Source organism: Wenzhouxiangella sp. XN201 (assembly GCF_011008905.1).
Lineage (GTDB): Bacteria > Pseudomonadota > Gammaproteobacteria > Xanthomonadales > Wenzhouxiangellaceae > Wenzhouxiangella.
In genome coordinates this window covers 1,786,920-1,807,417 of the sequence record NZ_JAAIVI010000017.1, presented here as the reverse complement: position 1 = coordinate 1,807,417, position 20,498 = coordinate 1,786,920, and the positions used below count along the sequence as shown (strand labels likewise).

Sequence of the window (20,498 nt, the reverse complement as noted above, 5' to 3'; positions counted from 1 at the left end):
AGGCTTCCTGAGCTAGTCGAGCCGTGGCCACTGGCCGGCATCAATCGCACGCCGGTAGGCATGCCAGGTCGCGTGGCCGATCAGCGGCAGTAACACAACGAAGGCCAGCCAGGCGGTGGCGGCCCCGATGATGACGCAGCCGACGATGATCGCGGCCCACACCACCATGGCGGCCTTGTTTCTCAACACGGCGTTGATCGAAGTGACCACGGCGGTGACGGTATCGGTGCGTCGGTCCAAAAGCATCGGCAGCGAGAAGGCGCTGGCGGCGAAGACAATCGCGCTGAAGACCGCGCCGACCGCCGTGCCGACCGCCAGAAACGGCAGCAGGTCAGTCCAGCCGGGATCCTGGAGGGCGGGAAAGAAGACATGCACCATGGTCGCCGCGCGAGCCCAGACCAGAAAGACCACGGTCAGGATGACCGCAAAGACCAATGCGTTGCCCACGGCCCGAGCGGCATCCCTCACGCTGCCTCCCAGGCTGACCCGCTTGCCTTGCTCCAGTCTGCGGCTGATCGAGTAGAGCGTCAGGGCCAGCCAGGGGCCGACGAAGACGAATCCGGAGACCAGGCCCAGATAGAGGCCGAGGTTGCCGAACAGCCAGGTGGCGGCGGTGAGGGCATGGCTCAGCGCCAGCATCAGGACGCCGTAGCTCAGGCTTTGCCGAGGCGCTGATTTCAGGTCGGCCCAGCCCAGTCGGAGCCACTCGATCGGTTCGGAAGCTGTCAGGCTGCGGCAGGGTGCGGCAAAGGGTAATTCATCTCGATCGGGAGCGTGCCGCGCGCGCTCATTCATTACGAGCCTTCTCCGCTTCGTCCCGCCAGCCGGGACTCGATCCGCTGCAGGCTGTCGCGAATTTCGCCCAGCACGGCGAGCGTTTCGCCCGCGCCGGTCATTTCGGTGGATTCCGGACGAGCCGATGGCGCCTCATCTTCCTGCCGGTCACTGACACGGTCACGTTGGTCGAGTACCGCATCGCGGAATGCGTCGACATCTTTGATCCCGACGATTGAAACCAGTGCGCCTTGCGAGGATTGCCCGGCCGTTTCCACCCGCATTCCCTTGATTTCGAACAGTCGCATCAACGGCCCCTGGTAGAGCGCCAGGTCGGTGATCTTTTCGAGTGGCACGCTCTTTTCCTCGACATTCCAGATGCCGCGCCGGACCTTGAGGTCGCGGCGCGTGAGGACAATCTCGAGACGCTCGTAGTAGCGGCGCATCAATACCAGCGCCAGCGGCAGCGCGATCGGCATCAGGACGATGCCGACCACTGTCAAAGTCAGCAGGATCGCCAGGCCCCAGAGGTGATAGCGGATCACCTCCGGCTTGATCGCTGCCTGCTGCAGCACCGGACTTCGCTTGTTCATGGCGACAGGCCCCCCGGGTTCGGCTTTCAGTCTTCGCCCGGAACGATGCGCAACACCCTGGCATCGGACTCATCCGTGACCAGGTAGAGGGCGCCGTCCGGTCCGGTGGCTACGTCGCGCACCCGGCTGCCGATCTCCAGCCACTCCTCGCCGACCACGCGGTCGTCCTCGAGCACCAGGCGCGAGACGAGTTCGCTGCGCAGCCCGCCGACGAACAAGTCGCCCTGCCAGGCTTCGAAGGCGTCGCCGCTGTAGAAGTCCATCCCGGACGGTGCGATGACCGGGTCCCAGAAGTAGACCGGCTGTTCCATGCCTTCGGCCCGGGCCTGGCCCTCGTAGACGTCGCCGCCGCCATATTCGATGCCGTAGCTGATCGCCGGCCAGCCGTAGTTCTTGCCAGCTTCGGGTCGGTTGAGTTCGTCGCCGCCGCGCGGGCCGTGTTCGACGGTCCACAGCCGGCCGCTGGCGTCCTTGGCCGCCGCCTGGATGTTGCGGTGACCCCAGGACCAGATCTCGGGCGCGTTTTCCTTGTGGCCCACGAAGGGGTTGTCGTCAGGTATGGAACCGTCGAAGTTCAGTCGCACGACCGTGCCGATATGGTTGGTTGGATCCTGGGCGTTCTGCCGCACCGGGTGGCCCTGCCGATCACCCATGGTCAGCCACAGCGTGTCGTCATCTTCGAAGACGATGCGTGAACCATAGTGACCGGTGGACTCGACATTCGGCTGCTGGCTGAAAATGACTTCGAAGTCCTCGATCGCCGAGTGGTCCTCGCTCAACCGGCCGCGGCCCAGAGCGGTGTTGTTGGTGCCATCCTCGTGCGGCTCCGAAAAACTCAGGAAGATCGTGCGGCTGGATTCGAAGTCGGGTGCCACGGCCACGTCGAGCAGGCCGCCCTGTCTCCGATTATCGACTTCCGGCACGCCCTCGAGCGGCTCCGAGACGCTGCCGTCCGCGCTGACATGGCGAAGCCGTCCCGGTCGTTCGGTAACCAGCATCGACTCATCGGGCAGGAATGCGATGGCCCAGGGGTGCTCGAGGCCTTCGGCGACGGTCTCCAGCGCCCACGCCTCGGTCTCCTGGGGGATCGGTGCACGCGTCTGGTCGGCGAATGCCGGCTCCAGATGCGGCGCTTCGCGATCCCGGGTTTCTACGCTCCGGGGCGTTTCGGCCGCAGCTTCGGCATCATTGGCGGATGCGGCCGAGGCATCGTCATCGGAGGCGTCGCCCGCGTCCGAATCGTCGGATTGGGTGCTGTTCGCTTCCGCCGCATCGGACGGCGCGTCTGCAATGTCACCGTTGGAATCCGGTTGGGAATTGCAGGCGGCGAGGGCGAGCAGGCTGAACAGGAGCAGGATGTTTCTCATGACAGCGTTTCTCCGGTAAGGGGTTGACCCAGTTTTCCTATCTTAGCAGTGGATGATTACCGTTTGCCGCGGGCGGATCGGGCAGATGGCCATGCTGCGCCAGGGCGGCCCGCAGGCCCTGGAAGCGCCGGCGGTAATGGCCGGGGCTGAGGCCGACCTGGCGGTGGAACAGTCGCGAAAAGTAGGCCGCATCCTCGTAACCGACCTCCTGCGCCACGGCATCGACGGAGTGATTGCCGGATTCGAGCATCTGCTTGGCCTCTTCGAGTCGCAGGGTATGGACGTAGGCCATGGGCGTCATCCCGGTGGCCTTGCGGAAACGGCGCTTGAAGGTGCGTTCCGATAAGCCGCTGTGCTCGACCATGGCGGTGACCGGCTGGGGGGTGGGGTAGTGCATTGCGATCCACTCCTGGACCCGGGCGATGACGCCGTCGCTGACCTGCCGGGTGCGCGTGAGTACGGCGTAGGGCAACTGACCGGATTGATGCCAGTCAACCAGGTAGATCCGGGCCAGCTTGATGGCTTCGTCCATGCCCATCCAGCGGGCGACCAGGTAGAGGGCCAGATCCTGCCAGGAGGTGCCGCCGCCGGCCATGACCAGCCGCTGTTCGTCGCCGGTTACGACCAGCGCGCTTTGCGGTTGTACGTGCACCTTCGGAAACCGCCGCGCCAGGGCCTCGCAGTACGCCCAGTGCGTCGTGGCCTCGCGGTTGTCCAGCAGGCCGGCCTGGGCCAGCAAGAGGGCGCCGGAACAGACCGAAGCGAGGGTCGCGCCGGCGGCGTGGCTGTTGAGCAGCCACTCGCATTCGGGGCCGTAGCTTTCGATCACCTCGTCGTCCGGAGCGATGAGCACTTCGGGGATGCAGACAATATCGGGGCTGGGGGTGCTTCGAAGGTCGGCGTCGGGTCGGATGGTGACGCCGTTGGCGGCGGCAAACGGCCGTGCATTGCGACTGACGACCTGAACGTCGAAGGCTCCGGGTCCGGGCTGCCCGCATTCGATCATCGACCAGTCGCGGCCGGCCGAGCAGAACAGATCGAGCATGCCGTAAAGGGTCGAAGCCGTGGCTTCAGGCACGGCAAGCAGGGCAACCCGGGGCAGCGAGGTGGATGACGGCATGGCACAAATGACCAGATTGCGTCAGAAATGACTATAGCACGTGGCAATCTTGCGGCCTATCTTGTGTCCCGAGTTTCACAACGAGGCCGAAGCATGAGTGCAATTCTTCAACAACAACCGGATCCTGACCGCGTCGAGGCTTTCGAGGAACGGATTTGTGCCGCCCTCAATGAAGCCGGCATGCTGCAGATGCTGTCACTGGGCCACCGCAGCGGGTTGCTCGATCGTCTGGCCGACGGACGGCCGCGCGGTAGTGTTGAACTGGCCGACGAATCCGGGCTCAACGAACGTTACGTGCGGGAGTGGCTCGGCGCGCTGACCGCCGCGCGGGTATTGGATATGGACGACGAGCGCGATGTCTACACGCTCCCGGCCGAACACGCCGCTCGGCTCACTCGCGATGCCGAGGCCAATCTGGCCGTCTACGCCCAGTTTCCGGGTTTGCTGGGCGGCGTCGAGGATGACGTGCTGCGCTGCTTCCGCGAGGGTGGCGGGGTGCCCTACGAACGCTACGAGCGATTCCACGAAGTCATGGCCGAGGACAGCGGGCAAACGGTGTTGCCGGCCCTGCTCGATGACATCCTGCCACTGGTGCCGGGTCTGATCGATCGGCTCGAGGCCGGCATACGCGTACTCGACGCCGGCTGCGGTCGCGGCAAGGCGCTGATGCTGATGGCGCGGCGATTCCCGCGCAGCCGTTTCGTCGGCTTCGATCTTTCCGAGGAAGCCATTGGCTGGGCGCGCGAGCAGGCCGGCAAAGTCGGTCTCGACAACCTGCGATTCGAAGTGCGCGACCTGAGCGACTTCGACCGGGAAGCCGAGCCGGGCGCATTCGATCTGGTGACCACCTTCGACGCCGTTCACGACCAGGCCCGACCGCTCAATGTGCTGACCGGTATTCGCCGAAGCCTGGCCGATGATGGCGTTTATCTGGCCCAGGACATTCGTGGCACCAGTCATCCGCACAGCGACGCCGATCTACCGCTCGGGCCGTTCCTCTATGCCGTGTCGGTGATGCACTGCATGACGGTGTCACTGGCCCAGGGTGGAGAAGGTCTGGGCACCATGTGGGGCATCGAGCGCATCCGCGACTACTTGCATCGGGCCGGCTTCGGCAGCATCGAGGTGCACCAACTCGAGCACGACGAGCAGAATGACTATTTCGTGGCCAGACCCTGACTGGAATACCGGTCGGGCAATACTGTCGACCTACAACCTGGCGAAGCCGGCAAAGCCCATGAAGGCCAGGGCCATCAGGCCGGCGGTAATCAGCCCGATCGGTGCGCCGCGAAAGCTCGCCGGCACGTCGGCCATGGCGAGCTTCTCGCGCGCGGCCGCAAGCATCACCAGGACCAGGCCGAACCCCAGCGCCGCGCCGAAGCCGTAAAAGGCCGACTCGAGCAGGCTGTGCCGTTCGCGCACGTTGAGCAGGGCCACGCCGAGCACGGCGCAGTTGGAAGTAATCAGCGGCAGGTACACGCCCAGCACGCGATGCAGCAGGGGTGCGGTGTGGCGCATGTACAGCTCGGTCAGCTGCACCAGCGCGGCGATGACCAGGATGAAGGCGACGATCCGCAGGTATTCCAGACCCAGTGGCACCAGCAGCCACTCGGTCACCATGTAGCTGGCGACCGAGGCCAGCGTGAGCACGAAGGCGGTGGCCACCGACATGCCGACCGCCGACGAGACACTGTTCGACACCCCCATGAAAGGGCACAGGCCGAGGAACTGGACCAACACGAAGTTGTTGACCAGCGCGGCCGAAATGACAATGAGTACAAGGTCCATTAGTCAGGCCGATTCGGGAACCACGGAAGACACGGAATACACGGAAAAGAGAAATGAATGGTTTGGTGCGAGTTTCGTTTCCGGAAATCCAGAGTTTTCATCGGGCTTCGACCTTGTTGGGGAAGGTTGTATTCCGTGATTTCCGTGTCTTCCGTGGTTCCAGCTTTATAGCTACTTGATGCGCATTCCTGGCTTGGCACCGATGTCGGGCGACAGCAGGAACGGGCGACCGTCTTCGCCGCTGGCGGCGAGCACCATGCCCTCGGAGACGCCGAAGCGCATCTTGCGCGGTTCGAGATTGGCCACCACGACGGTCAGGCGCCCGTCGAGCTCACTCGGTTCATAGTGGCCGCGGATGCCGGCCAGGACCTGGCGCCGGCCCATCTCGCCCAGGTCGAGATCGAGGCGTAGCAACTTGTCGGCACCTTCGACTTCCTCGGCCTTCTCGATACGAGCGATGCGCAAATCCACTTGCATGAAATCGTCGAACTGAATCATGTTGTCGTCTTTCCCGGCTTGTTCGGGTTCGGTATTCGGAGTGTTGTCGGATGCACTCAGCGACTCTCGGCTGGCCGCGATGAGCGCGTCGGTCTGCTTTTCTTCCACGCGCGTCAGCAACGGCTTGAACTTGTTGATGGCGTGATCGAGTAGCGGCTCGCCGATCCGGCTGAAATCATCCAGCCGGGTATTCAGGAATTCCGCGGCCTTGTCGGCGGTGTGCGGTATCACCGGTGAGAGCCAGCTCATCAGCAGCCGGAACAGGTTGAGCGCCTGGGTGCAGATGGCCACGACTTCTGCTTCGCGACCTGCCTGCTTGGCCAGCTTCCAGGGCTCGCGTTCATTGATATAGACATTGGCCTCGTCGGCCAGGGCCATGATGCGACGAATCGCCGAGTGGTAGTTGCGCTTCTCGAAGTCTTCGGTGATGGCCGGGTGCTCGCCGACGAAACGCTGCTGGAGCTCGGGCTCCGGCAGCTCGGCTGCCAGCTTTCCGCCGCCGAGCTTGTGGATGAAACCGGCCGAGCGGCTGGCGATGTTGACCAGCTTGCCGATAAGGTCGGCGTTGACGCGGTAGCGGAAGTCCTCGAAGTTGAGATCGATGTCGGCCAGTCCCGACCCGAGTTTGGCGGCAAAGTAGTAGCGCAGGTAGTCCGGGTGCAGATGTTCGAGCCAGGTGCGCGCCATGATGAAGGTGCCGCGCGACTTGGACATCTTGGTGCCGTTGACGGTCAGGAAACCGTGGGCGTAGACGCCGGTCGGGCGTTTCAGTCCGGCACCCTCGAGCATGGCGGGCCAGAACAGGCAGTGGAAGTAGATGATGTCCTTGCCGATGAAGTGGTGCATCTCGGCGTTCGAGCCGGGCCGCAGCCAGTCCTCGAAGTCCCAGCCGTGCCGGTCGCACAGCTCCATGAAGCTCGCAAGGTAGCCGACCGGTGCGTCCATCCAGACGTAGAAGAACTTGTCTTCCGTGTTGGGAATGCGAAAGCCGAAGTAGGGCGAATCACGGGTCACGTCCCAGTCGCGCAGGCCGTCGGTGAACCATTCTTCGAGCTTGTTGGCGACTTCGTCCTGGAGGGCGCCGGAGCGAATCCATTGCTTGAGGCTGTCGCTGAAGGTCGACAGAGTGACGAAGTAGTGCTCGGTCTTCTTCATCACCGGTGTGCTGCCGGAGACGACCGAGCGCGGGTCGACCAGCTCGGTCGGCTCGTAAGTGGCGCCGCAGGATTCGCAGGAGTCGCCGTACTGATCTTCTGCGCCGCAGCGCGGGCAGCCGCCCTTGATGAAGCGATCGGGCAAGAACATCTCGCGCTCGGTGTCGTAGTACTGCTCGATCATGTCGGTGCGCACGGCGCCGCGATCCTTGAGCGCCGACCAGATTCGCTCGACCAGCGCCCTGTTCATTTCGGTGTGGGTCGAGGAAAAGTTGTCGAAGCTCAGACCGAAGTCCTCGAAATCCTTCAGGTGCTCGGCATGCATCCGCTCGATCAGCTTTTCGGGGCTGGTGGCTTCCTTTTCTGCGCGCAGCATGATCGGCGTGCCATGGGCATCGTCGGCCCAGGCAAACACCACCTCGTGGCCCATCGACCGCTGGAAGCGCGCCCAGATGTCGGTCTGGATGTACTCGAGCATGTGCCCCATGTGGATCGAACCGTTGGCATAGGGCAGGGCGGCGGTGACCAGGAGGCGGCGCTGGGTGGACATGGGCTCGGCTATTGAATGACTTGAGGGTAGCGAGAAATTATCGCATGCACTGGAAGGGTTTGCTTGTTCGCTGGTTCGCTGGTTCGCTGGTTCGCTAGTTCGGCAACCGGTTGCACTGCGGGGCGGCTGCGCCGCGAAACGATGAAGTGCGTCCGATACCAATGCGGAACCAGCCAACCAGCCAATCAAACGAGTACAATATCGGTCCAGATTCAGGCAAGGCATTTCGGGTATGAACAACGAGGAATACAAGGCGCTCGTCGCCGCCATTGAAGACCCCAACACCGGCCGTCCGCTGGGCGATGCCGTTCGCGGCGTTGCAGTCAGCGATCGACGAGCGGCGGTGGATATTCGCCTGGCCTATCCGGCCGCCTGCTGGCGCGACGAACTGGCCGGCATCGTGTCCGAACGGCTGCAAGCCGACGGCGAGGTCGACGCGGTGACCGTGGACGTCGACTGGCAGATTCCACAGCACGCCGTCCAGGGCGGTCTCGATCCGATCGAGGGCGTGAAGAACATCATTGCCGTTGCCTCCGGCAAGGGCGGTGTGGGCAAGTCGACGGTCAGTGCCAACCTGGCCCTGGCCCTGGCGGCCGAAGGCGCCAGCGTAGGTGTCCTCGACGCCGATATCTACGGCCCGAGCCAGCCGCGCATGCTCGGCTTGAAGGGTGGACCCGAGACGACCGAGAACCGCCGCATCTTGCCGATGCGCGCACATGGGCTGCAGGTGATGAGCATCGGCGTGCTGGTCGAATCCGACCAGGCCATGATCTGGCGCGGACCGATGGCGACCCAGGCACTGCAGCAGATGGTTTCCGAGACGCTGTGGGAGGGGCTGGATTATCTGATCGTCGACCTGCCGCCCGGTACCGGTGATATCCAGCTCACGCTCGCCCAGCGCATTCCGGTTTCAGCCGCGGTGAGCGTGACGACACCGCAAGAGGTCGCGATCGACGACGTGCGCCGGGCCGTGGCGATGTTCAACAAGGTCAAGGTGCCGGTGCTGGGCGTGATCGAGAACATGAGCACGCATGTGTGTTCCAGCTGCGGCCACGAGGAGGCCATCTTCGGCACCGGCGGCGGCGCACGCATTGCCCGCGAGGCCGGGCTGGCCCTGCTCGGTCAGCTGCCGCTGGAAGCTGCGGTGGGACGAAGCACCGACGAAGGCACGCCGGTGGTTGTGGCCCAACCCGAAAGCGCATCGGCACAGCGTTTCCGCGAAATCGCCCGCCGCGTCGCCGGCCGCCTGTCGACCCAGTCGCGCGAGGCGAAGGTCAGGATGCCGAAGATCAAGATTACCGACTGAACAGTCGTGGGGTCAGGAAAAACCCGGGACCACGGAAACCACGGAATACACGGAATATAAAAACTGGCTTACTTCGAATTCGTTGATCTAAGCTCTTCTTGTTCTTCCGTGAATTCCGTGTCTTCCGTGCTTCCAAAGCTTTTGATGTTTCAGGCTTTAGGCAAGGTCACTCCGCGCTGCCCCATGTATTTGCCCGCCCGATCGGCATACGAAGTCTCGCAAATCTCGTCGGATTCCAGAAACAGGAACTGAGCCACGCCCTCGTTGGCGTAGACCCTCGCCGGCAGCGGCGTGGTGTTGGAAAACTCCAGCGTGACGTGGCCTTCCCACTCCGGCTCCAGCGGCGTGACGTTGACGATAATGCCGCAACGCGCGTAGGTCGACTTGCCCAGGCATATGGTCAGTACATTGCGCGGAATGCGGAAATACTCGACCGTGCGCGCCAGGGCGAATGAGTTGGGCGGAATGATGCAGGCATCGCCCGTAAAGTCGACGAAGCTCTTCTCGTCGAAGGACTTGGGATCGACGATCGCTGTGTTGATGTTGGTGAAGATCTTGAATTCGCTGGCGCAGCGGCCGTCATAGCCGTAGCTGGATGTGCCGTAGGACACGAGCTTGCGCCCGTCTGAAGACTGCTTGATCTGGCCGGGCTCGAATGGTTCGATCATGCCGTGCTCTTCGGCCATGCGGCGAATCCAGCGGTCGGATTTGATACTCATTCTGTCGAGTGGCTCCGGTTGGGGCGTGCGGGCGCCGGATTATCGCATGTTAATTGGTTGGCTCGTTTGCTGGTTGGCTGGTTCGGCGCGGATGGGATTGCGGGGCGGCTGCGCCGCGCAGGCTACTTTGCCACCTGACTGACCCTCGAGGTGTCAGTTCGTCTCCAAAGATCACGCGGCGAAGCCGCCCACCAAGCCTCTCAGATGCCGAACCAGCGAACCAGCGAACCAGCCAACCAGCCAACCAGCCAACCTAATCTTGCATTGGAGGCTGCTGGACCAGGTGTACGCTGGTGGTAAACAGCTGGTTACCGCGAATGACCTGCAGTTCCATTTCGTGGCCGGGTGCGCTGTTGGCAATTTGCTGCATCAACTCGCGCGCGCTGCTCACGGGTTGGCCGTCAGCGCTTATCAACACGTCGCCGCCTTCGAGCCCGGCATCCCAGGCGGGGCTGCCGCGGTGGATTCGGCTGACACGGGCACCGGGCTGGAATGTATTCTCGCTGGCCAGGCGCAGGCTCACGTCGGACAATTCCATGCCCGCCCAGGCGCGTGTGACCTGGCCGTAATCGATGATCTGATTGCTTACGCGGCGAACCACGGAAGCGGGTATTGCGAAGGAAATTCCCTGGGCGCCTGTCTCCTGGCCCATCGATGCACTGTTGATGCCGACGACCTCGCCGTCCGGATTGATCAGCGCACCGCCGGAGTTGCCGGCATTGATGGCGGCATCGGTCTGGATGAAATCCTCGTAGCTGGTCAGGCTCAGGTGGCCGCGTCCGGTTGCGCTTACGATGCCCATGGTGACCGTATGGCTGAGGCCCAGGGCGTTGCCGATGGCGAGCACGACATCACCCGCGCGCAGATCGTCGTCATCGGCCAGGGTGGCCACGGGCAGGTCGTTCAGTTCGACACGCAGCAGGGCGAGGTCGGTGCCAGGGTCGGAGCCGACGATCGACGCCTCGGCCACTCGTCCGTCCCACAGTGCCACGAGAATGTCGTCGACCTCGGAGATGACATGCCGAGTGGTCAGAATCAGGCCGTCACTGCTGACGATGACGCCCGACCCCAGGCCGCGGCGCGGGCGGGTGACCATGCGATCGCGATAAAGCGCCTGGAACAGCGGGTCGGTGATGTTCTCGCTCATCGGTTCGGTGACCAGAGTGCGCGTGTACACGCTGACCACCGCCGGTGCGGTGCGATTGACGGCATCGGCATAGGTTGCCGGCGCCGGCTCGGTCTGCTGCTGCCAGGCCGGCAACAGGTGGGGCCAGAACCAGACGATGGCGAAAGCCACCGCCAGCCCGATGACAGCGAATCGGGCTGCGAATTGAATGATGCGCGTCATGGATATAGGGCTGCGATGGGTGGAAAATTAAATGGCTGAAGCATTATAGACTGTGACGGCCGTCGGCTTCCGGCGGCGCCGGGGGAGCGCGGACGCAGCCTCTGGCGACCCTCTGGCGGAAGAATAACAGTCCGGAATTGAGTATTTGCTTAATTTTTCGCTAAAATAGTCGGCTGATTGCCTTCTTGCTCCGGAAAATCGGCAGGTCGTGGCCGCTCTCGGCCATGGCCGGCACTTTCGGGTGAAGCGCTGCCGCTTCGACAGGCCCTGGTCGGGCACGGCGGCATCATAATGATTCTGTTATCGGGAGTGTTCCATGTCGGAAACTGATTCGCTTGCTTCCCTGCAGCCGCCGGAAAATCCGGGTCGGCGGCGGTTGTTGACCTGGACGACGGGAGTCGTCGGTGCTGCCGGTGCAGCGGCAGCACTTTGGCCGTTCGCCGCTTCCTGGAAGCCCAGTGCCCGCGCCCGCATTGTCGGTGCGCCGGTGGAGGTCAATGTCGGCGGCATGGAGCCGGGGCAGATCATGCGAGTGGTCTGGCGTGGCCAGACCATCGGCATCATGCGACGCAACGAGCGCATGCTCGATGATCTCGAGCGTCTGAACGACAAGATGGCCGACCCGCAATCGGAGGTGGAGACCCAGCAGCCGCCGTATGCCCAGAACGTGCACCGTTCCATTCGGCCGGAATTCCTGGTGGCCAATATCCACTGCACCCATTTGGGCTGCATTCCGCAGGTGCTGCCCGAAGTGGAGGCCCAGCCGTTCGACGCGGAGTGGCGTGGCGGATTCTTCTGCCCTTGCCACCGGTCGCGCTTCGATCTGGCCGGGCGGGTCTACAGCGGGGTGCCGGCCCAGCTCAACCTGCTGATTCCGCCATACTATTTCGCTAATGACGAAACCATCGTGATTGGTGTCGATCCTGAAGGAGCAGCGTGACCATGGCCAAGCCCGCGAGCAATATCAGCAAGAACGTGCAGGCTGTCGGAGCCTGGGTCGATGAACGCCTGCCGGTCAGCAAGACCTGGCGGGAGCACCTGAGCGAATACTACGCACCGAAGAATTTCAACCTGTGGTATTTCTTTGGTTCCCTGGCCATCCTGGTGCTGGTCAATCAGCTGGTGACCGGCATCTGGTTGACCATGTTTTACACGCCCCAGGCCGATCTGGCCTTCGGTTCGGTCGAGTACATCATGCGCGATGTCGAGTGGGGCTGGCTGATCCGCTACATGCACTCGACCGGTGCATCGTTCTTTTTCATCGTTGTCTACCTGCACATGTTCCGCGCGCTGCTCTACGGTTCTTACCAGAAGCCGCGAGAACTGATCTGGATTCTCGGCGTGTTCATCCTGCTGGTGCTGATGGCCGAGGCCTTCATGGGTTACGTGTTGCCTTGGGGCCAGATGTCCTACTGGGGTGCACAGGTGATCATTTCCCTGTTCGGGGCCGTGCCCTACATCGGCGACGGGCTGGTCGAGTGGATCCGCGGTGACTACATGATCTCCAATGCCACGCTCGGCCGCTTCTTCGCCCTGCACGTGGTGGCCATGCCGCTGGCGTTGCTGCTGCTGGTCGTGTTGCACCTGGTGGCGCTCCACGAAGTCGGCTCGAACAATCCCGACGGCGTCGAGATCAAGAAGCACAAGGACAGCCAGGGGCGGCCGCTGGACGGGATTCCGTTCCACCCGTACTACACCGTCAAGGACCTGTTTGGTGTGGGCGTGTTCCTGATCCTGTTTGCGTTCGTGCTTTTCTACGCACCGGAAATGGGCGGGCTGTTCCTCGAGCCCGACAACTTCGTGCCGGCTGATCCGCTGGTCACGCCCGAGCACATCGTGCCGGTCTGGTATTTCACGCCTTATTACGCCATGCTGCGTGCGATTCCTGACAAATTCTTCGGCGTGATGGTGATGGGCGGCGCGATCTTCGTGTTGTTCTTCCTGCCCTGGCTGGATCGCTCGCGCGTCCGGTCAATCCGTTACAAGGGCTTGCCGAGCAAGATCATGCTGGCTCTGTTCGTGGTCGGCTTTATCCGGCTGGGCATGCTGGCTCTGGGAGATGGCACGCCCATGCAGACCCTCGAGTCGCGCATCTGGACCGTCTACTACTTCGCGTTTTTCGCGCTGATGCCGTTCGTGACCCGAATGGAGAAAACCAAACCGGAACCTGAGCGGGTGACCAAGTGATGAGATTTCGATACCTGATTGTAGCCGTGGCGATACTGGCTTCCGGCATCGTGGCTGCCGCCGGCGGCGGCGAAGGGCTCGAGCATGCCGATATCAATATCCACGACAAGGCATCCCTGCAGCGCGGGGCCGCCCTGTATACCAATTACTGCCTGGGTTGCCACTCAATGCAGTACTTGCGCTACAACCGTCTGACCGAGGATCTGGGGCTGAGTGAGGAACAGATTCAGGAGTTCCTGCTCTACGGCGATCAGGAGGTTACCGACTACCTGGCCAACACCATGGATGCCGGCGAGGCAGAAGAGTGGTTTGGAATTGCCCCGCCGGATCTGACCCTGACGGCGCGCTCGCGTGGGGTGGACTGGATCTATTCTTACCTCAAGGGCTTCTATCTGACCGAGGATGGCTGGAACAACACGGTGCTGGAGAACGCCGCCATGCCGCACGTCCTGTGGGAGCTCCAGGGCATTCAGCGCCCGGTTATCGAAAGCCACACCGACGATGAAGGCGTGGAGCATGTCGAGATCGTGGGCCTGGAGCTCGACGAGCCCGGCAAGCTCTCACCCGAGGAGTACGATGCCCACATGAAGGATCTGGTGGCGTTTATGAGCTACGCTGCCGAACCGGCCGCGCTCGAGCGCGAACGACTTGGTATCTGGGTGCTGCTCTTCCTGGTGGTCTTCACCATGCTGGCCTGGCTGCTCTATCACGAGTTCTGGAAGGACGTAAAGTGATCTTGCCCGGATTGCGGGGGCGACCGTTAACGACGGTTTCTAATGGAGTGACTGGCTTATGATGGCGTTGTATTCATCGGAAAACTGCCTGGATTGTCACCGGGTCCGGTTTGTCCTGGCTGAGAAGGGCATCAATGTGGAGATCATCCACGTCGAACAGGATCGAGCCGCTTCGGCCGACCTCGCCGAACTCAATCCCTACGGCGAGACACCGACCCTGGTCGATCGCGACCTCAAGCTCTACGGCACCTGGGTCGTGACCGAATATCTCGACGAGCGTTACCCGCATCCGCCATTGATGCCGGTTGACCCACTCTCGCGTGCCTATCTGCGTCAGGTGATGTACCGCATCAACCGCGACTGGATCGATGCGGCCAGGATCATCGAAACTTCCGGCGGCCAGAAAAAAGTGGCGGCGGCACGCAAGCAGCTGCGCGAGGAAATCATTGCCTCGGACGAATTGTTCGGGCTCAACACCTTCCTGCTCAGTGATGAACTTTCGCTGGTCGACTGCGCACTGGCGCCGCTTTTGTGGCGCTTGCCTGCCTACGATGTCGACATCAAGCCCAAGAAGGTGCCACACATTGCTCGCTACATGGAGCGCATGTTCGCGCGCGACTCTTTCAAACGCAGCCTGACCGAAGCGGAGCGCGTTCTGCGGGAGGGCGAATAGGGAATGCTCTCGAGCCGTCCTTACCTGGTTCGTGCGATCAACGAGTGGATCGTCGATAGTGGACTGACGCCGCATTTGCTGGTCAGTGCCGACCATGCCGGCCTCGACGTTCCCGAATCCACCATCAAGGACGGGCGCGTGGTCCTCAATATTGCGCCCTCGGCCGTCCGTGACCTGCTGATTGACAGCGAAATGGTCACCTTCGTGGCCCGCTTCGGCGGCGTGTCGCGGGCGGTGACGGTACCAATCAACGCGGTCGAGGCCGTTTATGCCCGTGAAAACGGCCGCGGCATGATGTTCCCGGCCGAAGAGGGCGACGAGACGCCCGAGTCCGAGGCCGCCGATCCGGGTGACGACAACTCGGGGCCGGAGCGCAAGACCAGGCCAAATCTGAAGGTGGTCAAATAGGTTTCAGGTTTCAGGTTTCAGGTCGGCACTAGAACCCTGAACCCCTATTCCGGCTCAATCAGCCGTCCGCCGTCTTCAAGCTCACCCCATACACGCACCAGTTTCCTTCCCGTCAGCGTCAATTCCCCGGCGCGCCTTCCGGCGCCGTCCGGGCTGAATTCGAAGCGATAGCGGCGTCGCCACTCCAGGCCCCGGGTGCTGCGCACTGGCCACAGGCCGCGCAGGGCCACGGTCTGGTCGAGAAGTTGCCATCCCTGACGTTGGCAGAAATCGCGCGCCAGCTTGCGCGCGTAATCACCGGCATTGACCGCCGACCACCAGAACAGCACGGCTGCGGCCAGGATCAGCAGGGCCCCGAAGGGACCTTCCAGGCCACTCATCGGCGGGCTCTCAGCAGCACGTAGACGGCGCCGGTGCCACCGTCGTGCGGCGGCGTCGAGGTGAACGCCGCGACCCGGTCGTGCCGGCTGAGAAGGCGGGCGGTCAGCCGCTTGAGTTGCGGCCCTTCGGGCCCGGAGCGCAGGCCCTTTCCGTGAATGATGCGCACGCAACTGACCCGGTCGCGATCGGCTTCGCTGATGAAGCGTCGGATCGAGGCGCCGGCTGCCTCGAGATTCATCTCGTGCAGATCGAGTTCGTCCTCGACCCGCCAATGGCCGCGCTTGAGCCGCGTCAGTACACGATTCTGCAGGCCCGGGCGCAAGTAGCTGATTTCCTCGCCCGTCTCGACGGCGGCAAAATCGATCGGGGCGTTCGCCAGGTCGTCCATCACGCGTGCTTCGTCGCGTTCACGCTGACTCGGCCGCGGTGGCGGCGGCGCCGGCCGGGAGTTGTCGCGCTCGCTGCGAACTCGGCGCACGGGCCCGACCGCCGAGCGGAACAGGTCGGTGTCGTCGTCGAATTCGTTCATGGTCAATTCTCCCGGGCGGTGTTGGTTTATAGTTGTATCTTTGACCTTCCGGTTCAAGCATGCATATTCTTATTGCCAATGATGACGGGCTGCACGCGCCCGGAATTCGGCTTTTGTCCGAACGCCTGGCCGAGCACTGTGAGCAGGTCACCGTGGTCGCACCCGACCGCGATCGCTCCGGCGCCAGCAACTCACTGACGCTCGATCAGCCGATTCGAGTCGAAAAGCGCCACGAGGGCGTGTTCAAAGTCTACGGGACGCCGACCGACTGCGTCCATATCGCCATTACGGGCCTGCTCGGTGATGAGCCGGACATGGTGGTCTCGGGGATCAATGCCGGTGCCAATATGGGCGACGACGTGCTCTATTCCGGCACCGTGGCGGCCGCCATGGAAGGGCGTTTCCTCGGTCTGCCGGCCATGGCAGTATCCCTGGTCTATACCGACAGCGAGCCGCACCATTATGAATCGGCGGCGGAGGCGGCCTGTCTGCTGATGACTCAGCTCAAGGAGAAACCCCTGCCGGCCGATACCATTCTCAACATCAACGTGCCGGACCTGCCGTGGGAGGAGATCAAGGGATTCGAGACCACGCGCCTGGGACATCGGCATCGCTCGGATGACGTCATCCCGATCGAGGATCCGCGTGGCCGGCAGTTCTTCTGGATTGGCCCGGCCGGGGGCGAGCAGGACAACGGTCCCGGTACCGACTTTCACGCCGCACGCAATCGCTACATATCGGTCACGCCGATTCACGTTGATCTGACACGCTATCAGGCGCTCGACCAGATCAGTCAATGGATCGACGAACTCAATCGCGGGCCCTATCAGCAGCAGCGATGATGGCGGGACGCGCACATAGTGGCATCGGCATGACCTCTGAAGGCACTCGCGAGCGACTGGTTCGCCGTCTGCACGACAAGGGCATCAGCGACGAGCGCGTGCTCGAAGCCATTCGCAATACACCGCGCCATTTGTTTGTCGATGAGGCCATTTCCTCTCGAGCCTACGAGGACACGGCACTGCCGATCGGGCGCGGACAGACGATCTCGCAGCCGTTCGTCGTCGCCATGATGACCCAGGCTGTGCTGGGCGAGGGCCGGCTCGGCAAAGTGCTCGAGATCGGAACCGGCTCGGGCTACCAGGCGGCCATCCTGGCCCGGCTGGCCGACAAGGTGTTCACCACCGAACGCATCGGCGAACTGCAGCGCAGCGCCCGGCAGCGTTTTCATCGGATGGGCCTGCATAACATTTATACGCGTCATGCCGACGGCATGGAGGGCTGGCCGTCGCAGGCGCCTTTCGATGCCATCATGGTGACCGCAGGCGGCCGCATTCCCGACAGTCTGTACGAGCAGCTCGCCGAGGGCGGGGTACTGGTGGCGCCGGAAGACGCCGGGCCGTATCAACAGCTGGTCCGTATCGAGCGCACCGCCCGGGGCTTCGAGCGCGAGGAACTGGGCGCGGTCAGCTTTGTGCCGCTGCTACAGGGACTGGAGTGACGAACGGGCATGTTCAAGGGGCTTTATGATCGCGTCCTGCTCTGGTCACGCCATCGACATGCAAGGCGTTATCTGGCCGGTCTGAGTTTTGCCGAGGCCACTTTCTTTCCCGTGCCGCCGGACGTCATGCTGGCACCCATGGTGCTGGCCGACCGGGCTTCGGCCTGGCGACTGGCGCTGCTGACCACGCTGACTTCAGTAATCGGGGGGCTGTTCGGTTACCTGATCGGGCTGCTCTCGATCGAGGCGGTCCTGCCATTGATCGAGCGCTTGGGGCAACTGGATGCCTATCGGGCTGCTGTTGCCGCATTCCAGGACTACGGCGTGTGGTTCGTCATTCTGGCTGGATTCACCCCGATTCCCTTCAAGATCATCACCATTGCGGCCGGTGCGCTGGGCGCACCATTGATCGGCTTTGTGGTCGGCTCGTTAATCGGACGCGGTGCCCGTTTCTACCTGGTCGCCGCATTGATCTGGGCCGGCGGTGAACGTGCCGCCGAACGCCTGCGCGAATGGATCGATCTCCTGGGCTGGCTGGCAGTCGCCGTGGTGGCCATCGGAGCGCTGGTGTGGTGGTTGTGGTGAGCCGGTATGCGGTGCTCGCCGCGCTTGTCGCCGCGCTGGTCGTTTCGGCCTGTGCACCCTGGCAGCCGGCGCCGGGTAAACCCGGAGGGGGATCAAGGGATGAAGATACACGCCGAGTGATTCAGGCGCCTCCAGCCTTCTACGAGGTGCGCCGCGGTGACACGCTCTATTCGATTGCGTTCCGCTTCGGGCTGGACTGGCGCGCGGTCGCGAACTGGAACCACATCCAGGCACCGTTCACCATTCGTCCCGGCCAGGAACTGCGCCTGCGCGAGCCGCCGCGTGCGCGGCCGACGACTGTCGATCGGCCCGTTGCACAGCCTCGGCCGGCGGAAGAGCAAGTCGCCGAAGAGTCGTCGTCCAGACCGGTTGCCGAATCGAGAGCCGAGCCACCCCCATCGTCGCGCCAGCCTGAGAACACAGCCGCTGTCGATCCGTCGGAGCCGGCCCGCAGTGTGGCCGGGGTCAGCTGGCAGTGGCCCACCCAGGGACGCGTGACCCGCCCCTTCGATGCCGCGGCCACCCGCAAGGGTATCGGTATTGCCGGTCAGGCCGGCCAGACCGTGAAGGCCGCCTCCGGCGGCGAGGTGGTCTACAGCGGCACCGCCCTGATCGGCTATGGCGAACTGATCATCATCAAGCATTCCGACAAGCTGCTCTCGGCCTATGGTCACAACCGGCGGCGCCTGGTCGCCGAGGGCGACCAGGTCCAGCGCGGCCAGAAGATCGCGGAAATGGGGGCCAACGAGCGCGAGGAAACCCTGCTTCACTTCGAAATCCGCCGCGACGGCGAACCCGTCAATCCGCTCGATTATCTTCCGAAGAAATGATGAGCGCCGCCAGCGCGCGACGATTTTCGCTCATCAGAACGTTGAAAGTGCGGGCGGCGGCGTCGAGGGTCATACACTCCACGCCGATACCGTGGCGGATGAAGGCCAGTTGGCTTTCGTGCGGCAGAAATTGTTGTGTCGATCCGGCACCGACCACAACCAGCTCCGGGCCGAGGTCGACCAGGGCCGCGATGTGCTCCCGGTCGAGATCGGCCAGGCGGGACACCGGCCAATCGGGGTCGAGATAGCGGGCGCCCACGACCAGGCTGGCGCTGTACCATTGATCGGTCACGAACACCCGCTGCGGCTCGATACCGCGAATCTGGTGATAATTTCCGGCCGTGTGCTCGGTCAGATCCATGTCACTTCGGCAATTGAATGACGGGCTTTTCCGGGTGGCGCCGGTACAGGCATACGACCTGGCCAATGCGGTGGACCAGTTCGGCGCCGGTGCTGGAAACCAGCTGGTCGATCCAGGCATTGCGTGTTTCGCGCTCGCCACGCAACTTGACCTTGATGAGTTCGTGGTGCTCGAGTGCCTGCTCGACCTCGGCAAGGACGTTTTCGGACAGGCCCTTGTCAGCCACCATGACGACGGGATGCAGGTCGTGGCTGAGACCGCGCAGGTGCTTTTTCTGGTTGTTCTTCAGGGGCATGGGCGGTGCCGTTTGGAATGAGGGGGTAATGGTAACGTGAATTGGGGCGCCGGGCCGTGGTGCGGGGTCAGGTGTCAGGGTTCAGGGTTCAGGAGCCCGAAGCGCGAAGCCCGAAGCGCGAGTGAACTTCCGGAAACCTGAAACCTGAAACCGTTACTATTCTCGAACCAGCGAACAAGCCAACCGATGGACTGGAAAAAACGCCAACAATCCGACCCCTACGTCAAGCGCGCCCGCGAGGCGGGATATCGGGCGCGGGCGGCATTCAAGCTGCTCGAGCTCGATGACAAGGATCGGCTGTTCCGGCCAGGACAGGTCGTGGTCGATCTGGGTGCCGCTCCCGGTAGCTGGGCCCAGGTGGCCAGCGAACGAGTTGGCGAGTCCGGTCGCGTGATTGCTCTCGATATCCTGCCAATGGAGCCTGTCGAGGGGGTGGTCTTCATTCAGGGTGATTTTCGCGAGGACGAGCCGCTGGCCGAGCTGGAAGCGGCCATGGACGGGCGCCGGGCCGACCTTGTGCTGTCCGACATGGCCCCCAATATCTCGGGTATCGGGCCGTCGGACCAGGCCCGCAGCATACATCTGGCAGAGCTGGCGAAGGCCTTTGCCGACGACTGGCTGGCGAGTGACGGGGTGTTCGTGGTCAAGGTCTTCCAGGGCGAGGGCTTCGATGCCTTGCTGGCAGAACTGAGGCAGGACTACGGTGCGGTCCGGACGCGCAAACCGCCGGCCTCGCGCGGTGAAAGCCGTGAAGTCTACCTGGTGGCCCGAAATCGCCGGGCCTGAACGTAACATCG

General features: G+C 63.1%; 24 protein-coding genes. 12 read left to right on the top strand and 12 right to left on the bottom strand.

All coding sequences use genetic code 11. From position 1 onward, the window contains the following. Positions 1 to 12: 12 nt before the first annotated feature. From G4Y73_RS08530 to G4Y73_RS08515, 4 genes are read right to left on the bottom strand one after another with little or no spacing between them, the layout of a single operon-like run. Positions 13 to 795: a DUF2189 domain-containing protein gene (locus G4Y73_RS08530; protein WP_164231117.1), complete on the bottom strand. Its 783-nt coding sequence runs from the start codon at positions 793 to 795 to the stop codon at positions 13 to 15. After that, the gene (locus G4Y73_RS08525; RefSeq protein ID WP_164231116.1) at positions 795 to 1,367 is read right to left on the bottom strand and encodes a PH domain-containing protein; all 573 of its coding nucleotides are present in this window, start codon (positions 1,365 to 1,367) and stop codon (positions 795 to 797) included. The genes G4Y73_RS08530 and G4Y73_RS08525 overlap by 1 nt, the downstream gene beginning before the upstream one ends. 26 nt (positions 1,368 to 1,393) lie before the next feature. Next, the gene (locus G4Y73_RS08520) at positions 1,394 to 2,734 is read right to left on the bottom strand and encodes a PQQ-dependent sugar dehydrogenase (protein WP_164231115.1); all 1,341 of its coding nucleotides are present in this window, start codon (positions 2,732 to 2,734) and stop codon (positions 1,394 to 1,396) included. Positions 2,735 to 2,771: 37 nt separating this feature from the next. Then, on the bottom strand, positions 2,772 to 3,854 hold the full coding sequence (locus G4Y73_RS08515; RefSeq protein ID WP_164231114.1) for a helix-turn-helix domain-containing protein: 1,083 nt from the start codon (positions 3,852 to 3,854) through the stop codon (positions 2,772 to 2,774). 93 nt (positions 3,855 to 3,947) lie between these two features. Here G4Y73_RS08515 and G4Y73_RS08510 point away from each other — a divergent pair, with 93 nt between their 5' ends. Further along, positions 3,948 to 5,033: a class I SAM-dependent methyltransferase gene (locus G4Y73_RS08510; RefSeq protein WP_164231113.1), complete on the top strand. Its 1,086-nt coding sequence runs from the start codon at positions 3,948 to 3,950 to the stop codon at positions 5,031 to 5,033. Between the two features lie 30 nt (positions 5,034 to 5,063). On the opposite strand, the gene rsxA is transcribed toward G4Y73_RS08510, so the two are convergent. After that, positions 5,064 to 5,642, bottom strand: a complete 579-nt coding sequence (gene rsxA / locus G4Y73_RS08505; protein ID WP_164231112.1) for an electron transport complex subunit RsxA — start codon at positions 5,640 to 5,642, stop codon at positions 5,064 to 5,066. A 171-nt stretch (positions 5,643 to 5,813) separates the two neighbouring features. Then, positions 5,814 to 7,844 carry a methionine--tRNA ligase gene (metG, locus tag G4Y73_RS08500; RefSeq protein WP_164231111.1) on the bottom strand — a complete coding sequence of 677 codons (2,031 nt, stop codon included), beginning with the start codon at positions 7,842 to 7,844 and terminating at the stop codon, positions 5,814 to 5,816. 232 nt (positions 7,845 to 8,076) lie between these two features. Between metG and apbC the strand changes: the two genes are divergently transcribed. Continuing rightward, complete coding sequence (gene apbC / locus G4Y73_RS08495; protein ID WP_164231110.1) at positions 8,077 to 9,150, top strand: iron-sulfur cluster carrier protein ApbC; 1,074 nt, start codon at positions 8,077 to 8,079, stop codon at positions 9,148 to 9,150. Between the two features lie 149 nt (positions 9,151 to 9,299). Here apbC and dcd read toward each other — a convergent pair whose 3' ends face one another. Further along, a complete protein-coding gene (dcd, locus tag G4Y73_RS08490) occupies positions 9,300 to 9,869 on the bottom strand; it encodes a dCTP deaminase (protein ID WP_164231109.1) in 570 nt (189 codons plus the stop codon). Between the two features lie 253 nt (positions 9,870 to 10,122). After that, positions 10,123 to 11,217: a trypsin-like peptidase domain-containing protein gene (locus tag G4Y73_RS08485; RefSeq protein ID WP_164231108.1), complete on the bottom strand. Its 1,095-nt coding sequence runs from the start codon at positions 11,215 to 11,217 to the stop codon at positions 10,123 to 10,125. Between the two features lie 316 nt (positions 11,218 to 11,533). On the opposite strand from G4Y73_RS08485, the gene petA reads away from it, so the two are divergent. From petA to G4Y73_RS08460, 5 genes are read left to right on the top strand one after another with little or no spacing between them, the layout of a single operon-like run. Next, entirely contained in the window at positions 11,534 to 12,157 is a 624-nt protein-coding gene (gene petA, locus G4Y73_RS08480) for a ubiquinol-cytochrome c reductase iron-sulfur subunit (RefSeq protein ID WP_164231107.1), read from the top strand. A 2-nt stretch (positions 12,158 to 12,159) separates the two neighbouring features. Next, positions 12,160 to 13,404: a cytochrome bc complex cytochrome b subunit gene (locus G4Y73_RS08475; RefSeq protein ID WP_164231106.1), complete on the top strand. Its 1,245-nt coding sequence runs from the start codon at positions 12,160 to 12,162 to the stop codon at positions 13,402 to 13,404. After that, complete coding sequence (locus G4Y73_RS08470; RefSeq protein ID WP_164231261.1) at positions 13,404 to 14,138, top strand: cytochrome c1; 735 nt, start codon at positions 13,404 to 13,406, stop codon at positions 14,136 to 14,138. The genes G4Y73_RS08475 and G4Y73_RS08470 overlap by 1 nt, the downstream gene beginning before the upstream one ends. Before the next feature lie 58 nt (positions 14,139 to 14,196). Next, on the top strand, positions 14,197 to 14,811 hold the full coding sequence (locus G4Y73_RS08465; RefSeq protein ID WP_240451144.1) for a glutathione S-transferase N-terminal domain-containing protein: 615 nt from the start codon (positions 14,197 to 14,199) through the stop codon (positions 14,809 to 14,811). A 3-nt stretch (positions 14,812 to 14,814) separates the two neighbouring features. Continuing rightward, positions 14,815 to 15,219, top strand: a complete 405-nt coding sequence (locus G4Y73_RS08460; protein WP_164231105.1) for a ClpXP protease specificity-enhancing factor — start codon at positions 14,815 to 14,817, stop codon at positions 15,217 to 15,219. Positions 15,220 to 15,263: 44 nt separating this feature from the next. On the opposite strand, the gene G4Y73_RS08455 is transcribed toward G4Y73_RS08460, so the two are convergent. Beyond that, positions 15,264 to 15,599 (bottom strand): DUF3301 domain-containing protein, encoded by a 336-nt coding sequence (locus G4Y73_RS08455; RefSeq protein WP_164231104.1) that lies wholly within the window; start codon positions 15,597 to 15,599, stop codon positions 15,264 to 15,266. Next, positions 15,596 to 16,129 (bottom strand): Smr/MutS family protein, encoded by a 534-nt coding sequence (locus tag G4Y73_RS08450; RefSeq protein WP_164231103.1) that lies wholly within the window; start codon positions 16,127 to 16,129, stop codon positions 15,596 to 15,598. The genes G4Y73_RS08455 and G4Y73_RS08450 overlap by 4 nt, the downstream gene beginning before the upstream one ends. Positions 16,130 to 16,188: 59 nt before the next feature. On the opposite strand from G4Y73_RS08450, the gene surE reads away from it, so the two are divergent. The 4 genes from surE to G4Y73_RS08430 are packed head-to-tail and all read left to right on the top strand — an operon-like array spanning position 16,189 to position 19,045. Further along, positions 16,189 to 16,971, top strand: coding sequence for a 5'/3'-nucleotidase SurE (gene surE / locus G4Y73_RS08445; RefSeq protein ID WP_164231102.1), 783 nt, complete (start codon positions 16,189 to 16,191; stop codon positions 16,969 to 16,971). Continuing rightward, positions 16,971 to 17,630: a protein-L-isoaspartate(D-aspartate) O-methyltransferase gene (locus G4Y73_RS08440; protein ID WP_205596570.1), complete on the top strand. Its 660-nt coding sequence runs from the start codon at positions 16,971 to 16,973 to the stop codon at positions 17,628 to 17,630. The genes surE and G4Y73_RS08440 overlap by 1 nt, the downstream gene beginning before the upstream one ends. Before the next feature lie 9 nt (positions 17,631 to 17,639). Continuing rightward, positions 17,640 to 18,215, top strand: coding sequence for a YqaA family protein (locus G4Y73_RS08435; protein WP_164231100.1), 576 nt, complete (start codon positions 17,640 to 17,642; stop codon positions 18,213 to 18,215). After that, on the top strand, positions 18,212 to 19,045 hold the full coding sequence (locus G4Y73_RS08430) for a peptidoglycan DD-metalloendopeptidase family protein (RefSeq protein ID WP_164231099.1): 834 nt from the start codon (positions 18,212 to 18,214) through the stop codon (positions 19,043 to 19,045). The genes G4Y73_RS08435 and G4Y73_RS08430 overlap by 4 nt, the downstream gene beginning before the upstream one ends. Here the strand turns inward: G4Y73_RS08430 and G4Y73_RS08425 are convergent. Both G4Y73_RS08425 and yhbY read right to left on the bottom strand, forming a co-directional pair. Beyond that, complete coding sequence (locus G4Y73_RS08425) at positions 19,014 to 19,406, bottom strand: MTH938/NDUFAF3 family protein (RefSeq protein WP_164231098.1); 393 nt, start codon at positions 19,404 to 19,406, stop codon at positions 19,014 to 19,016. The genes G4Y73_RS08430 and G4Y73_RS08425 overlap by 32 nt on opposite strands. Before the next feature lies 1 nt (position 19,407). Further along, positions 19,408 to 19,701, bottom strand: a complete 294-nt coding sequence (gene yhbY / locus G4Y73_RS08420; protein WP_164231097.1) for a ribosome assembly RNA-binding protein YhbY — start codon at positions 19,699 to 19,701, stop codon at positions 19,408 to 19,410. Positions 19,702 to 19,887: 186 nt separating this feature from the next. Here yhbY and G4Y73_RS08415 point away from each other — a divergent pair, with 186 nt between their 5' ends. Then, on the top strand, positions 19,888 to 20,487 hold the full coding sequence (locus G4Y73_RS08415; protein WP_164231096.1) for an RlmE family RNA methyltransferase: 600 nt from the start codon (positions 19,888 to 19,890) through the stop codon (positions 20,485 to 20,487). Positions 20,488 to 20,498 lie beyond the last annotated feature (11 nt).

What these genes read in the sequence shown, in the direction of transcription:
- G4Y73_RS08425 (WP_164231098.1), bottom strand. Translation starts at nt 19,406, where the DNA reads ATGGATCTGACCGAGCACACGGCCGGAAATTATCACCAGATTCGCGGT.
- G4Y73_RS08510 (WP_164231113.1), top strand. Translation starts at nt 3,948, where the DNA reads ATGAGTGCAATTCTTCAACAACAACCGGATCCTGACCGCGTCGAGGCT.
- G4Y73_RS08465 (WP_240451144.1), top strand. Translation starts at nt 14,197, where the DNA reads ATGATGGCGTTGTATTCATCGGAAAACTGCCTGGATTGTCACCGGGTC.
- metG (WP_164231111.1), bottom strand. Translation starts at nt 7,844, where the DNA reads ATGTCCACCCAGCGCCGCCTCCTGGTCACCGCCGCCCTGCCCTATGCC.
- G4Y73_RS08440 (WP_205596570.1), top strand. Translation starts at nt 16,971, where the DNA reads ATGGCGGGACGCGCACATAGTGGCATCGGCATGACCTCTGAAGGCACT.
- G4Y73_RS08475 (WP_164231106.1), top strand. Translation starts at nt 12,160, where the DNA reads ATGGCCAAGCCCGCGAGCAATATCAGCAAGAACGTGCAGGCTGTCGGA.
- G4Y73_RS08520 (WP_164231115.1), bottom strand. Translation starts at nt 2,734, where the DNA reads ATGAGAAACATCCTGCTCCTGTTCAGCCTGCTCGCCCTCGCCGCCTGC.
- rsxA (WP_164231112.1), bottom strand. Translation starts at nt 5,642, where the DNA reads ATGGACCTTGTACTCATTGTCATTTCGGCCGCGCTGGTCAACAACTTC.
- G4Y73_RS08485 (WP_164231108.1), bottom strand. Translation starts at nt 11,217, where the DNA reads ATGACGCGCATCATTCAATTCGCAGCCCGATTCGCTGTCATCGGGCTG.
- petA (WP_164231107.1), top strand. Translation starts at nt 11,534, where the DNA reads ATGTCGGAAACTGATTCGCTTGCTTCCCTGCAGCCGCCGGAAAATCCG.
- G4Y73_RS08515 (WP_164231114.1), bottom strand. Translation starts at nt 3,854, where the DNA reads ATGCCGTCATCCACCTCGCTGCCCCGGGTTGCCCTGCTTGCCGTGCCT.
- G4Y73_RS08450 (WP_164231103.1), bottom strand. Translation starts at nt 16,129, where the DNA reads ATGAACGAATTCGACGACGACACCGACCTGTTCCGCTCGGCGGTCGGG.
- G4Y73_RS08455 (WP_164231104.1), bottom strand. Translation starts at nt 15,599, where the DNA reads ATGAGTGGCCTGGAAGGTCCCTTCGGGGCCCTGCTGATCCTGGCCGCA.
- G4Y73_RS08435 (WP_164231100.1), top strand. Translation starts at nt 17,640, where the DNA reads ATGTTCAAGGGGCTTTATGATCGCGTCCTGCTCTGGTCACGCCATCGA.
- yhbY (WP_164231097.1), bottom strand. Translation starts at nt 19,701, where the DNA reads ATGCCCCTGAAGAACAACCAGAAAAAGCACCTGCGCGGTCTCAGCCAC.
- G4Y73_RS08530 (WP_164231117.1), bottom strand. Translation starts at nt 795, where the DNA reads ATGAATGAGCGCGCGCGGCACGCTCCCGATCGAGATGAATTACCCTTT.
- dcd (WP_164231109.1), bottom strand. Translation starts at nt 9,869, where the DNA reads ATGAGTATCAAATCCGACCGCTGGATTCGCCGCATGGCCGAAGAGCAC.
- G4Y73_RS08460 (WP_164231105.1), top strand. Translation starts at nt 14,815, where the DNA reads ATGCTCTCGAGCCGTCCTTACCTGGTTCGTGCGATCAACGAGTGGATC.
- G4Y73_RS08470 (WP_164231261.1), top strand. Translation starts at nt 13,404, where the DNA reads ATGAGATTTCGATACCTGATTGTAGCCGTGGCGATACTGGCTTCCGGC.
- G4Y73_RS08525 (WP_164231116.1), bottom strand. Translation starts at nt 1,367, where the DNA reads ATGAACAAGCGAAGTCCGGTGCTGCAGCAGGCAGCGATCAAGCCGGAG.
- surE (WP_164231102.1), top strand. Translation starts at nt 16,189, where the DNA reads ATGCATATTCTTATTGCCAATGATGACGGGCTGCACGCGCCCGGAATT.
- apbC (WP_164231110.1), top strand. Translation starts at nt 8,077, where the DNA reads ATGAACAACGAGGAATACAAGGCGCTCGTCGCCGCCATTGAAGACCCC.
- G4Y73_RS08415 (WP_164231096.1), top strand. Translation starts at nt 19,888, where the DNA reads ATGGACTGGAAAAAACGCCAACAATCCGACCCCTACGTCAAGCGCGCC.